The following is a 13,428-nucleotide window of genomic DNA, read 5'->3' as shown; positions in this document are numbered from 1 at the left end:
GCACGATGACTGCTGCACCAGAACGCCACCCACCCAACAAGGAGCACGATCATGGATAGAGCAGCACGCGCAAGCGGCATGCTTCACGAAGCAGCAGGCGGAGCGAAGGCGTTGGCCGGCGATCTGCTGGGAGACCAGGAAATGCAGGTCTCCGGCAGGGTGAAGGCGCTGTGCGGGAAATCGCAGCGGCTCGCGAGCAATGCCGCTGACGCCACGCGCGATACGATCGCGGAAAATCCGCTCATGGCGCTCGGCGTGGCAGCGGGCATTGGCCTCATCTGCGGCGCGCTATGGGCCTGGAAGCGCGAGTGAGTGCACGCATCGGCGGCGAACGGAGCGCCCGGAGCAGAGCGGGACGGGCGATCCGCGCCGCTGCGTTCAAATGGCCGGTTCCGCCGCCTCGCTCACCGCGCGTTGCGCACGGAAGCAGACACGTTCTCAATGAGCGCGCAAAGCTCCTCGACGGAAAACGGCTTGCGCAGCGCCGCGCATTCGAGCCCGGTTTCCTTCGCGGACGGCGCCTCGTTGCCCGAGGCGAAGATCACGTTCAGTTGCGGGTTCAGCCGCAGCGCGGCGCGCGCGAGCTCGATGCCCGAGCCGCCGCGCAACGCGATATCGGTGATGAGCACCTGCGCGGCCTGATCGGCCAATGCGCGCATCGCCTCTTGCTCGTCGCCGGCCTGGCGCACTGAGTAGCCCATTTCCGCGAGCAGTTCGCTCACGGCTTCGCGCGAGGCCGATTCGTCGTCGACGACGAGTATCGATAGCGGCACCCCCGCCGGCCCGACCAGCGCTGCGCCCGCAGCCCCTTTCGCACCGGACGGACCCAGCACGTGCCGGATCTTGCCCGCGAGCTGCGCGCGGCTGTACGGCTTGCTCAGCAGATGCACGCCTTCGTCGAGCCGGCCGCCGTGCACGATAGCGTTTTCCGCGTAGCCGGACGTAAACAGCACCTTGAGGCCGGGCACCGCGCGCACCGCCATGCTGGCCAGCTCCGTGCTGCTCAGCGGGCCCGGCATCACCACGTCGGAAAACAGCAGATCGATCTTCGCGCCGCTTTTCACGACCACCATGGCGCTTTGCGCATCGTCGGCCTTGAGCACGGTATAGCCCAGCTCGCCCAGCGTTTCGACCACGGCCGATTGAACGTAGCGATCATCCTCGACGACGAGGATGGTCTCCGTCCCGCCCTCGACGCGCATGGGCGGCAAGGGATCGAGGTCGACCACGCTCTCGTCCGATTGCGGCAACCAGACCTTCACCGTCGTGCCGTGCCCCGGCTCGCTATAGATGCGCATGTCGCCGCCGCTTTGCTTGATGAAGCCATAGGCCATGCTCAAGCCGAGACCCGTGCCCTCGCCTTCGGGCTTGGTGCTGAAGTACGGCTCGAACGCGCGTTCGAGCACCTCGCGCGGCATGCCCGTTCCCGTATCGGTGACCGCGAGCAGCACGTAGTGTCCCTCGGGCACGTCGGCGGCCAGCGCGCTGCCGTGCCGGTCCAGCGTCGCGTTCGAGAGTTCGAGCGTGAGCTTGCCGCCGCTGGGCATCGCGTCGCGGCCGTTGATGGCGAGATTGAGCACCACGCTTTCGAGCTGGTTGGGATCGACGAGCGTATTCCAGAGGTCCTCGGAAACCACGGCCTCCACTTCGATCAGTTCCCCCAGCGCGCGCCGCAGCATGTCATCCATGTTGTCGAGCATGGCCGCGAGGTTCACCACGCGCGGCTGCAGCGCCTGGCGGCGGCCGAAGGCGAGTAGCTGCGCAGCGAGTTTCGCGCCATGCTCCACGGCGCCGATGGCTTTGTCCAGACGTTCGCGCGAGACGGGGTCGTGGCCGTGACGCCGTTCGAGCAGTTCGAGGTTGCCGCGCAGCACCTGCAGGACGTTGTTGAAATTGTGGGCCACGCCGCCGGTGAGCTTGCCGATCGCCTCCATCTTCTGCGCCTGCAGCAGCGCGACGCGCGCGCTTTCGAGCTGCTCCTGGGCGGCCTTGCGCTCGGAGACGTCGCGCGTAATCTTGGCGAAGCCGATGAGCTTGCCGTCCTCGTCGCGGATCGCGTCGATCACGACGTTGGCCCAGAAGCGGCTTGCGTCCTTGCGAATGCGCCAGCCTTCGGTCTCGAAGCGGCCTTCGCGCGCGGCGATCTGCAGGCCGCGCTCGGGCAGGCCCTGCGCGGCGTCCTCGGGCGTGTAGAAGCGCCGGAAATGCGTGCCGATGACTTCGCTCGCCTCGTAGCCCTTGATGCGCGCCGCGCCCATGTTCCAGTTCGTCACCTTGCCTTCGGGCGAGAGCATGAAGATCGAATAGTCGGTGACGCCCTGCACGAGCAGCCGGAACTTGCGCTCGCTTTCCATGAGCGCGTCGTAGGCGAGCCGCTTGTCGGTCACGTCGCGCACGATCTTGGCGAATCCGGTGAGCGAGCCGTCCTTCGCGCGCAGCGGCGTGACGAGGACGCTGGCCCAGAAGCGCAGGCCGTCCTTGCGCATGCGCCACGCTTCGGTGGCGAACTGGCCGGTATCGCACGCCATCTGCAGCGCCGCGGCCGGCACGCCCGCCTCCCGGTCCTCGCGCGGATAAAAGACCGAGAAATGCTGCCCGACGATTTCCTCGGCGCTGTAGCCCGTGATACGCGCAGCTCCCGCGTTCCAACTCACCACTTCGCCAGTCGTCGTCAAACGAAAAATCGCATACTCGGAAACGCGCGCGATCAAGGCTTGCTCCCAGCAGTCATACTGCTCGGGCCGTGATTGATTCATGCGATTCTCCCTTGATCGCCGTGGGTCCGGACAGTACCGTCCGATCGTTGAGTGGCGCGTCGTGCATCGGAACGTTGCGCAATTGCCGTTCCAGGGCCGGCGGCGCCGCGATTCGCGGCGGCCACGCCGGGTAAATACCGGGTACAGGCCGGCGCGGCCCTTCCCACGTGGGTGATGGGCATTTTGCCATGCGGGGCGCAATCGTTGTTCGAATGAAGGGAACCGCGAAGGCTGAATGTCGATGAAGGCGCGGCTTTCCGGCCCCAAATTGGCGTGACCTCGGTAGACGACGCGCGGCAGCTGAAGAAGCGCTAGCGCGAGAGGCAGTGCGCCGAAAGCGCCATTGCGCGTTATCGATGCCATCGCCCGCTAGCGCGCCTGCGCGGCCTCCCGGCGGCGCAGATAGCGTCCCAGCGCGTAGCCGGCCGTCGAGCCGTGCAGCACCACGGAGATCACAATCGCATCGAGCGCCGCGGGCAGCACCGGGCGCAGCGTCTCGCCCGCCTGGTCGATCCCCCACACCGCGTAATAGAACGCGCCCACGCCGCGTATGCCCATCCAGGCCATGAGCCGGCGCTGCTGCCCGTCCGCGCTCGAACCCGTCATCGCCGCGAGCACGCCCAGCGGCCGCACGAGGAACACGAGCGCCAGCGCGTAGAGCACGGCGCGCGGCTCCAGCATCTCGCGCCAGTGCGCCGAGACCACGCAGCCAATGATCAGGAGAACCGAAAATTCGGCGAAGCGCTCGATTTCGAGCGTGAAGTCCGTCATGCCCTCGGCGAGCCACGCATGCGCGCGCTCGGGGTCTTGCGCGACTTCGGTGCGCTCGGCGAGCTGCACGCTCGCGAGCGCCTCGGCGGGACGCCGCGCGCCCGTCGCGCGCAGCTCCTCGTGCCGCAGCGCGACGCCCGCGGCGAACACCGCCACGAAGGCGTACGCATGGAGCAGCAGCGCCACGCCATAAGTCACCGACATGAGGCCGATTGCGATGAAGCCGTCGAACCCCAGCGCCTCGCCGTAATGCGTGCGCAGATGCAGCACGAGCCGCACGCAGAGCATGGCGAGCGCGCCGCCGGTGAGCACGGCGCCGGCCACGCCCCACACGAGCGTCGCCGCGAACGCCGGCACGCTTTGCATGCCGCTCACGTGCACGCCGCACAGCGCGAGGCCGAGCATCGCAAACGGCAGCGCCGCGCCGTCGTTGAGGCCGCCTTCGCCGGAGAGCGCGAAGCGCACGGGCTCGGCGTCGCCGGCTTCGTGCACGCGCAGCTCGTTGGCGAGCACCGGATCGGTGGGCGCGAGCGCGGCGGCCAGGAACAGTGCGACGCCAGGCGGCCAGCCCGTCGCCCAGGCCAGCGCGAACATCAAAGCGACGGTGAGCGCCATGGCCGGCACGCCGAGGCGCAGCGGCAAGCGCCAGAGCCGGTCGCGCAGCGGCACGCGCAGGTGCATGCCGACCGAGAACAGCGAGATGACGAGGCCGGCCTCGGCGATCACGGAGAGCGTGCGCACGTTCTGCGCGAGATCGGCATGGACGAGGCCGAGGCAGCCCGGCCCCACGACCACGCCCGCGGCGAGATAGATCATCGCGCCCGTGAGCGGCAGCCGCGCGATCGGGCCGCGCGCCAGCGCGACGAACATCAGCAGCACGCCGACGACCAGGAACCACAGCGCTTCTTCGGTCATCCGGTTTTGGGGTCCTTTTTCAGGTGCTTTCTCCTCACCGCCGCGCTGTTGTGGCCGTGCGAATCCGGCGGCTCCACGCCGCCGTCCGTGCCCAGCGGCACCTCCGCTGTCTGCTTCGGATGCGGGCCGCCCGCGCGCGGCATCACTTCGTCGTTCGGCTCGGGCTGGTCGAAGCTGCCCGGCGCGCCGCGCGCCTTGCCTGGCTTGCCCGGCTTGTCCGACTTGTCCGCGTGCGAGGCGGATCGATCATCATCCGGGCGCGCCGGCTCGCCTGGCGCTGGGTGGTGCGTGGGGTTTCCCATGACTGCTCTCCTCGATTGCGTTCGTGCATTCATGCGTGTCGCAAGCGATGTTCCGCGACGTGGATACGCTCAAGTGCCGTGCAAACGCTGCTTCGTCCAGTTGAGCGCGCCGCCGTGCAGCAGATAATCGACCTGGCGCGGCGTTATCGCGTGACGGGTTTCGATCGTGCGATTTTTCGAAGCAATCCCATGACGGCGCAGCATTTCGAGGATCACGTCCTTGGCGCTCACCCAGTCGGGCCGGCGGCCCGTGAGCCGCACGCCCCAGATTTCGGGCATGCGCGTGAAGAACGGCTCGCCCGCGATCGCCTGCGCCACCTCCACGCCGCCCGCGCCGACCGCCAGCATGCCGATGGCGCCCGCCGCGCAGGTGTGGCTGTCCGAGCCGAGCAGCGTGCAGCCGGGCTTGCCGAAATTCTCCTGATGGCACGGATGGCTCACGCCGTTGCCGGGCCGCGAATACCAGAGGCCGAAGCGCTGGGCCGCGCTGTGCAGGAACAGATGATCGTCGGCGTTGCGGTAGTCCTCCTGGATCAGGTTGTGATCGACATACTGGACGCTGAGCCGCGTGCGCGCGCGGTCGAGGCCCATGGCTTCGAGCTCCAGCATCACGAGCGTGCCCGTGGCGTCCTTCATGCCTGGTCGGTCATGCCTGCGCGGTCAGGCGGCCGAACGACAACGCCGCCAGCAACGCCAGCGGCACGGCCAGCGCCATCACGCCGAAGCGCTGCTCGCCCAGCGCGCCCGCCGCCGCGCCCGTCATGAACACCAGCAGTTGCAGCGATAGCTGCACTAACGTGCGGTCCTGCGCTGCGGCTGCGGCTGCGTCGTCAGCGTCGCCAGCGCCAGGCTTGCGGCGCGTGAGACGCTGCGCGAGCGCGAGAGTCCACGCGCTGAAGTTGCTCGTCATCACCGTGGTGGGCGTGCCTAAACCGGCCGCGCCGGGCAGCTTCGAGAGCGCGCCCTGGCAGCCCATCGCGGCGCCCGCGCAGAGCGCGACCGCGTAGCGCGCCCAGGCGCCTTCGGGCAGCACGGCGTCGAGCACGAGCAGCAGCGCGAGCCATGCCGCCTCGACACGTATCACCGCGCGGCGCACCGGCGCGGGCGCGGCGGCGTCGCGGGCGTCCAGCGCGCAGGCCACGCAAAACGCGCATACGCCGCCGCCCGCAAACGCGCCGATCACGGCCACGCGCAATCCCGTCGCGCTATCGGGCTTGACGAGCGCGCTCGCGAGCGCCGCGAAATTGCCGGTGACGTGCGCCGTGAAAACCTGCGAGAGCGCCATGAAGCACGCAGCATCGACAAAGCCGGCCGCAGCCGACAGCACGACGAACATCGGCATCGCACCCTCGCAGCGCAGTTTGATCGACGCAATCCAGGCATCGCCGATCGAGCGCGCAACGCTGCGATGCCGGCCTTCGGACGTTTGCAACGCATCGCAACGCATCGCGCGTGCCTGCGCGGGCAAGACAGCGCGATGGGGCGATGGGGCGATGGCTCGATGACGCAAGGCCCGCGCGCCGCCACGGCCTCAGCCCCGCGCCCGATCCCCCATCAGCCCTACGCACTGGACCATGCGAATCGCAGCCGCCAGGCATAATCCACGCGTTGCCCTGTCACGAGCGCGATCATGAGCGCAGCGCTGCACATTGCATGGGTGGGATTGCTGGTCTTCGCCGCAGCCGCGTTGCTCGTCTATGTCGCGGCGACAGGCTTGCTGTTCTGGCTGCAGGGCCGGCTGATCTATCCGCCCGAGCGCATGCGTCGCGGCCCCACCGCGCACGAAGCCGCCCAAAACCGCATCGGCTACATACGCGTGCGCGCCGCGGACGGCATCGAGCTCGTCTGCGGCTACGCGGCGCCCCGGCATGCGGAGCGCGCGACCGTGGTGCTTTTCCACGGCAACGGCGACGATCTGCACCAACGCATGCACGTCGCGCACGCATTGCTCGACGCCGGCTATGGCGTCCTGCTCGCGGGATATCGCGGCTATGGGGGTGCGCCGGGCCATCCGCACGAAGCCGGCCTCTACGCCGATGGCCGCGCGGCGCTCGCCTATGCCATGGAGCGCTCGCGCCGCGTGGTCGTGCATGGCTATTCGCTGGGCAGCGGCGTCGCCGTGCAACTGGCCACGGAGTTCGCGCTCGCGGCGCTGATACTCGAAGCGCCGTTCACCTCGATCGCCGACGTCGCCGCCACGCGCTTCCGCTGGATGCCGGTGCGCCGCCTCGTGCGCGACCGCTACGACAACCTCGCGAAGATCGGCCGCGTTGCCGCGCCCGTCCTGATCTATGGCGGCAACGCCGACCGCGTGATTCCGCCGGCGCAGTTTTCGAGGCTTTACACGGCCGTGCGGGCGCCACGTCGGCTCGCGCTCGTCGCCGACGCGAGCCACGTCGACGCATGGGAGCGCGGCGGCGCCACACATGTGCTGCGCTTTCTCGCGGACGTGCTCACGCCCGGCCCCCGCGAATCTTCTGCTGATTCGTTCACCTGAAGAAATCGACTCAACCCACGACCCAGCCCCGCCTCACCGCGCGACTCGCCCCGCAGCGCCCCCCGCGGGCAGCGACACCACGAATTCGCTGCCGCACCCCGGCCCCGCGCTGCGCGCCTCCACGCGCCCGCCGTGCCGCTCCACGAGCTGCTTGACCAGCATGAGCCCGATGCCGAGCCCGCGCTTGCCGCCCGCCGTGTTCCGGTGCGCCTGCGCGAACATCTCGAAGACATAGCCGAGCTGCTCCTTCGCGATCCCCGCCCCGCTGTCGCGCACGGAAATGACGACCCGGTCGCTGCCGTCGCGGGTCACGGTCAGCCAGGCCTGCGCGCCGGCCTCGCTGTATTTGGCCGCGTTGTGCAGCAGGTTGGCGATGATCTGCGTGAGGCGCACGCCATCGGCAACGAGCACGACAGGCGTCTCGGGCAGCGACACCGTGAGCGTCTGCCGGTTCTGGTCGAACAGCGGCCGGCACGACTCCACGGCGCTGCGCACGGCGTCGCCGAGCGCGGTGGGCCGCATGTCGAACTCGACCTTGCCTTGCGCAATGCGCGCAAGATCGAGCAGATCGTCCACGAGCCGCGTCACCTGATGCACCTGGCGGTCCAGTATTTCGGCGATGCCGTCGGGCAGGGGCCCCGCCGTCTTCGCGCGCAGCAGGAGCTGGGCCACGTTGCTGATCGAGGCAAGCGGATTGCGCAGCTCGTGCGCGAGCGTCGCCAGAAACTCGTCCTTGTGCCGGTCGGCCTCGTGCGCGAGGCTGACCTCGTGGAACGCGCCATGCATGCGCCGCGCGGCCGCGACGAATACGGCCATGTCGCCGAGAAAGCGCGCATCCTGGGCGTCGAAGCGTCGGCCGTAAGCGTGCGTCACGGCCCAGACGGCGCCCACGACGTCGCCGTGGATCGCGCACGGCACGATCAGCGCTTCGTGGATCTGCGGCTCGATATGGCGCAGCGCCGTGAAATAGCGCGCGGGCTCGCGCAACAACAGGACCTCGTTGCGGATGACGGCCGTGCCGCACGGCATCTCGCCGAGCCCCGCCGAGCGGCCCGCGCGAGCCGCGAGTGGACCGGCGATGGCGGCGAGGCGCAGGACGACGCCCTCATCCTCCCCATCGTCTCCCTCGTCTCCCTCGTCTCCATGGCCTCCGTCCCGCACATCGTCCTGAGGTTCGAGCAGGCAGACGCCCGCGGAATCCGCGTGGCAGCGGTCGAGCGCCAGATCGGCCACCGTTTGGCCGATGCGGCGCGATTGCGCGGCCAGTTGCCGGCCGAGCCCGCTCAATGCCGCGCACTCGGCCTGATAGTTGCGCATGGCGGCCGGCCTGCGCGAAAGCTCCTCCGTAACGATCACGTCATCGACGGTCATGACCTGTGTGCAATCGTGGTTCATGCTGGCTCCATGCATGCATCACATAGCAATGATGGGCAAGGGGCACGCCAACTGGCGCGATGGGCATAACGGAAAACTACCGGTTCATTGCGGCCAAATCGTGTCCAGATCCGTTGTCGCGACCCGCCATGTCCGTTGAGCAACCTTTAAGGACAGCGTAGTCGAAACTGCAAAAAAAATGGGATATGGTCCCCGCCGTCCGGGGCCTGTCCGTATAGCAACCGTGACGGGCAGGCCGTGCTGGCGCAGGTTCCGGCGGACACCTTGGGGTCGCGTGCCACGCGAGCCGTCAGATGGCGGGCGCGTCCGTTTCGCTCGGCACGACCGACGCTGCGCGAATGCGCATGATGGTTTGACGGGACGTTTTGAAACGACGTGCGATCTCGCTCACCGACACGCCCTGGTCGAGCAGGCCGATCACGTCCTCGCGGTCCCCCGGCGAAAGCGAGCCCGGCCGTCCCGTGGGCCGTCCGCTCTGTTGCGCCTCTTTCAGGCTGGTGCTGCTGCGCTCGCTGCGCATGGCCGTTTCGAGGCGCACGACGGCCTTGAGCATCCTGACCGCCTGAGGCTCGGGGCGGCCCGCGAGATCCACGTTGCCGAATTCCACGCAACGGACCGCGATACGCTCCTTGCGGCATCGCTGCAAGGTCGAAAGCACGTCGCGCGCGCTTCTGCCGAGGCACGAGAGATCGAGCACGACGAGCTCGTCGCCGGGCGCCGCGCGCCGCAGCAGGCCGCTCAATGCCGCGCGTTCCGCGGTGCCGACGAACGGCCGCACGTTGTCGATGGCCACGCGGCTGAGCGCGACCGTATAGCCGGCCTTGTCGAGGCGAATGAGCTCCTGCTCCGGGAAATAGCGGTCGCTCGGGCCGTTGATATAGAACCAGGTCTGCGGCAAGAGACTCTCCGGTACGGCGCGAGCGCGCGCGGCAAGGAATCAGCCCTGTCGCAGGCGGGCCACGACGGCAATCAGGTCGTCGAGCAGCACGGGCTTTTTCAGGTGCGCGTTGAAGCCGGCATTTTCGGCCTGGCGTATTTCCGCCTCCTGGCCAAAGCCGCTCAGCGCAATGCAGATCACCGATTGCATCGCCGGCTCGCGACGCAGCTTTTCGACGAACTCGATGCCGTCCATGCCCGGCATGCCCAGATCGGACAGCACGACATCGGGTGCATTGCCGTCGAGCATTTTCAGGGCCTGCTCGCCGCTCGTGGCCGTCTGCACGGTCGCGCCCTCGCTTTCGAGCAGCAGCTTGAAGGTCTCGACGGTGCCCGGATCGTCGTCGACCATCAGGATGCGCAGGCCGTGCAGCGACTCGGGGGCCGCGCCGTCGCCGCCCGGCAGTTCCGCCGCGTGCCGGTGCGTGGGCAGCGCCACCGTGAAGGTCGTGCCGTGCCCGGCACCGTCCGACTCCGCGCGCACGGCGCCGCCGTGCAGCGTCACGAGCTCGCGCACCAGCGCGAGGCCGATGCCGAGGCCCGCGCGGCGCGTGGCCGAGTCGCGGCTCTGCTGGTACATCTCGAAGATGTGCGGCAGCAGCGCGGGTTCGATGCCGTTGCCCGTGTCGGCCACCTGGAGCACCGCTTGCGCGTGCTCGTTGACCTGCAGCTTGACGTTCACGGAGCCGCGCGCCGTGAACTTCAGCGCGTTGCTGATGAGGTTCCAGACGATCTGCTCCACGCGCGTGAGATCGGCATGGACGATCACGGGCGTCTCGCTCACGGCGACGTTGAGCGCGATGCCGCGATGCTCGGCCTCCTCGCGCACCGCGCCGCATACGCGCTGCACGATCTCGCGCATGTCCACGGCCGTGCGCACCACCGAAAGCTTGCCGGTGCGCACGCGCGAAATGTCGAGCAGGTCGTCGATGATCTGCGCCTGGCCGATCACCGTGCGCCGGATCGTATCGGTCGCGCGCGCGAGGTTCAGGTTGCGCCGCGTCTCGGGCGCGCGCGCGATCAGCTCCGCGCTCGCCGAGATCAGATTGAGCGGATGCTTGAGCTCGTGCGAGACCACGGCCAGGAATTCGTCGCGGCGGCGCTGCGCGTCGCGCTCGCCCGCTTCTCTCGCCGCCTCGATGCGTGCGCCGCCGACCCCGCCGTCGTCGTCGAAGGTCATGATCGCGTGGTCGCGCGTGCCCTCGGCCACGATGCGCATGCGCCGCTCGCCCTCGCGCAGCCGGTCCTCGGCGTGGCGGCGGTCCGTGATGTCGATGAACGAAAGCACCGCGCCGTCGATGCGGTCCTCGGTCGTGCGGTACGGCACGAAGCGCGCGAGATACCAGCGCCCGTCGTTGCTCTTGAGCTCGCGCTCGATGAGACGCAGCGAATCGAACGCCTCGGCGGCGTCGTCGGCAAGCCTGTCGTATTCGAGGCGATGCGTGATGTCGAGCAGCGAGCGCCCGATATCGGATGGAATGATGCTGAACACGTCGATCGCGCGCGGCGTATAGCGCTTGATGCAGATATTGCGGTCGACGAAGATCGTGCCGATGTCGTTGGCGGCGATGAGGTTCTGCAAGTCGTCGTTGATCTTGCCCGTTTCCTCGACCTTCGACTTGAGCTCCGCGTTCACCGTGGTGAGCTCCTCGTTGATCGAGTGAAGCTCTTCCTTGCTGGTTTCGAGCTCCTCGGTGGCCGAGCGCAGTTCCTCGTTGATCACCTGCAGTTCCTCGTTGGAGGCCTTCAACTCCTCGGTCGAGGTCTCCGACTGCTCGATGGTCGACTGCAACTGCTCCTTGGTGCGCTGCAGCTCGCGTTCGAGCTGGCTGATGATCGGGTCCTTCCCGGTGTCGCCGGCCGCCGTGTCCGACCCGCTCATGCTGTCTTCGACTTCGTCGAACAGCACGAGCACGAAATCGGCGTTGGCCTCGGGGTCGTGCACGGGCCGCGCCGTCATGTTCACGATGTACGAGCGGCTGTCGCGCTCGATGCGCACGCGCCGCGCCTCCACGCTGCGGTTCGTGTTCAGCGCCTGGTAGATCGCGGTGCGCAGCTCCACGCGCAGCTCGGGACGCACCACGGCGACGATATTGTGCGAGGGCTCGCCGCCCGAATACTGCAAAAAGCGCCCGGCGCGGTCGGACAGGTGCACGATTTCCGACTCGCGGCTCACGAGCACGCTGGGCGGCGCGTACTGCTCGACGAGCCGCTGGTGCAGGTCGCCGAACGAGAAGCGCCGGCGGCCCGGCGGCTGCACCGTCGCCACCACGGGGCGCGCATTGAGCGGGCCCGAGAGCGTGACCGGCATTGGCGTGTCGCCGCGCACGGCCATGTTCGCGCGGTAGATGCGGCTGCGCTTGTCCACCACGCTGAACAACGCGCTCACGCTATCGGCGGATTCGGAGTTGCCCAGGAACAGAATGCCGCCCGGACGCAGGGCGAAATGGAACATCTTGAGAATCTCGATCTGCGCTTCGCGGTCGAGATAGATCAGCAGATTGCGGCAGCAGATCAGGTCGAGGCGCGAGAACGGCGGATCGCTCAGCACGTTGTGATGCGCGAACAGCATGTGCTCGCGCAGCTCCTTCTTGATGCGGTAGTGCGCGGCGTCCCTGGAGAAGAACTGGCGCACGCGGCCCGGCGCGACGTCGTTGAGGATCGTGTCGGAATAGAGGCCCGTGCGCGCGAAGGTGATCGCGCGCTCGTCGATGTCGGTGGCGAAGATCTGGAACGAAGCGCCCTCGGGCGCCTTGAGCGAGCGCTCCTGGAGCAGCATCGCGAGCGAATAGGCTTCCTCGCCGGTGGCGCAGCCGACCGACCACACGCGAATACGATCCTCCTCGCTGCGCCCCTCGAAGATCGCCGGCAGCACGTCGCGCTCCAGCACCTCGAACGATTCCTTGTCGCGCAAGAAGTTCGTCACGCTGATCAGCATGTCCTGGAGCAGCGCCTGGGTTTCGTCGGGATGCAGGTGCAGGTAGTCGCGGTACGCCTGGAGGTCGGTGATGCCGTTGACCTGCAGACGGCGCTCGATGCGGCGCATGATCGTCGCGCGCTTGTAATGGCGGAAATCGTGCGCCGTGCGCGTGCGCAGAATCACCATGATCTCGCGCAGCGCGCGCTCGGCGGCCTCGTTGGCGAGCGTCTGCTCGCGCTCGTCGGGCTCCCGATCCGGCAGGCGGATCTCTTTCGCTGTGAGCCACAGATCGAGCAGCCGTTGCGGCATCTCCGCGGCCGTGAGCACGAAATCGACCATGCCGGTGGAGATCGCGCTGCGCGGCATGCTGTCGTATTCGGCTTCGGCCGGGTCCTGGGCGAACGTGATGCCGCCCATCTCCTTCACGCGCGCGAGGCCCGCGGAGCCGTCCGGGCCCGCGCCCGAAAGCACGATGCCGATGGCCCGCTCGCGGTGCGCCTCGGCCAGCGTGCGGAAGAACAGGTCGATGGCGGCGCGGCGCCCTTCGCCGGGGCGATTCTGCTCGACCCGCAAGTAGTCGTCGACCATCGTGAGGCCCCGCGACGGGGCGATCAGGTAGACGTGGTCAGGCTCGATGGCGGTGGGCTGGGTCACCTGCAGCACCGGCATCGTGGTGGCCTTCTGCAGGAGCTCGGGCAGGTTGCTGACGTGGTCGGGCGCGAGATGGACCACCACGACGAACGCCATCGAGGTATGCGCAGGCAACGCTTCGAAAAACTCCAGCAGCGCACGCAATCCGCCGGCCGACGCACCGATCCCGACGACCGGATGTTTCGCCTGCCCGGGGAGATTGGGCCCACGTTTGTTCGCCATGGCTGGCTAGCCCTTTGAAAAATAGTCGTGTCTGCTGCTGCCGGGGCACGCGTTTGCCGCCCT

At 68.3% G+C, this 13,428-nt stretch carries 10 protein-coding genes; 2 read left to right on the top strand and 8 right to left on the bottom strand.

Annotation, left to right across the window (positions count from 1 at the left end; genetic code table 11):
- Nucleotides 1-51: 51 nt before the first annotated feature.
- The gene (locus tag U5775_RS06800; RefSeq protein WP_322057360.1) at nt 52-312 is read left to right on the top strand and encodes a glycine zipper domain-containing protein; all 261 of its coding nucleotides are present in this window, start codon (nt 52-54) and stop codon (nt 310-312) included.
- A gap of 92 nt (nt 313-404) precedes the next feature.
- On the opposite strand, the gene U5775_RS06795 is transcribed toward U5775_RS06800, so the two are convergent.
- From U5775_RS06795 to U5775_RS06775, 5 genes are all read right to left on the bottom strand, one after another.
- Nucleotides 405-2,756, bottom strand: a complete 2,352-nt coding sequence (locus U5775_RS06795) for a PAS domain S-box protein (RefSeq protein ID WP_322057359.1) — start codon at nt 2,754-2,756, stop codon at nt 405-407.
- Between the two features lie 369 nt (nt 2,757-3,125).
- Nucleotides 3,126-4,442 (bottom strand): cation:proton antiporter, encoded by a 1,317-nt coding sequence (locus tag U5775_RS06790; protein WP_322057358.1) that lies wholly within the window; start codon nt 4,440-4,442, stop codon nt 3,126-3,128.
- A complete protein-coding gene (locus tag U5775_RS06785; protein WP_322057357.1) occupies nt 4,439-4,744 on the bottom strand; it encodes a hypothetical protein in 306 nt (101 codons plus the stop codon). Before U5775_RS06785 ends, U5775_RS06790 begins: the two co-directional genes overlap by 4 nt.
- Before the next feature lie 69 nt (nt 4,745-4,813).
- On the bottom strand, nt 4,814-5,380 hold the full coding sequence (locus tag U5775_RS06780) for an aconitase family protein (RefSeq protein ID WP_322057356.1): 567 nt from the start codon (nt 5,378-5,380) through the stop codon (nt 4,814-4,816).
- Between the two features lie 10 nt (nt 5,381-5,390).
- Nucleotides 5,391-6,176: a DUF1275 family protein gene (locus U5775_RS06775; protein WP_322057355.1), complete on the bottom strand. Its 786-nt coding sequence runs from the start codon at nt 6,174-6,176 to the stop codon at nt 5,391-5,393.
- Between the two features lie 198 nt (nt 6,177-6,374).
- On the opposite strand from U5775_RS06775, the gene U5775_RS06770 reads away from it, so the two are divergent.
- Nucleotides 6,375-7,241, top strand: coding sequence for an alpha/beta hydrolase (locus U5775_RS06770; RefSeq protein WP_322057354.1), 867 nt, complete (start codon nt 6,375-6,377; stop codon nt 7,239-7,241).
- Nucleotides 7,242-7,274: 33 nt separating this feature from the next.
- On the opposite strand, the gene U5775_RS06765 is transcribed toward U5775_RS06770, so the two are convergent.
- From U5775_RS06765 to U5775_RS06755, 3 genes are all read right to left on the bottom strand, one after another.
- The gene (locus U5775_RS06765) at nt 7,275-8,636 is read right to left on the bottom strand and encodes a HAMP domain-containing sensor histidine kinase (protein ID WP_322057353.1); all 1,362 of its coding nucleotides are present in this window, start codon (nt 8,634-8,636) and stop codon (nt 7,275-7,277) included.
- A gap of 289 nt (nt 8,637-8,925) precedes the next feature.
- Nucleotides 8,926-9,534 carry a recombinase family protein gene (locus tag U5775_RS06760; RefSeq protein WP_322057352.1) on the bottom strand — a complete coding sequence of 203 codons (609 nt, stop codon included), beginning with the start codon at nt 9,532-9,534 and terminating at the stop codon, nt 8,926-8,928.
- A 39-nt stretch (nt 9,535-9,573) separates the two neighbouring features.
- Complete coding sequence (locus tag U5775_RS06755; RefSeq protein ID WP_322057351.1) at nt 9,574-13,365, bottom strand: CheR family methyltransferase; 3,792 nt, start codon at nt 13,363-13,365, stop codon at nt 9,574-9,576.
- Nucleotides 13,366-13,428: the final 63 nt, after the last annotated feature.

Origin of the sequence: Paraburkholderia sp. J63 (assembly GCF_905220245.1) — a bacterium.
In the GTDB taxonomy this organism is placed as follows: domain Bacteria; phylum Pseudomonadota; class Gammaproteobacteria; order Burkholderiales; family Burkholderiaceae; genus Paraburkholderia.
This window is presented reverse-complemented; position numbering and strand designations above follow the sequence as displayed.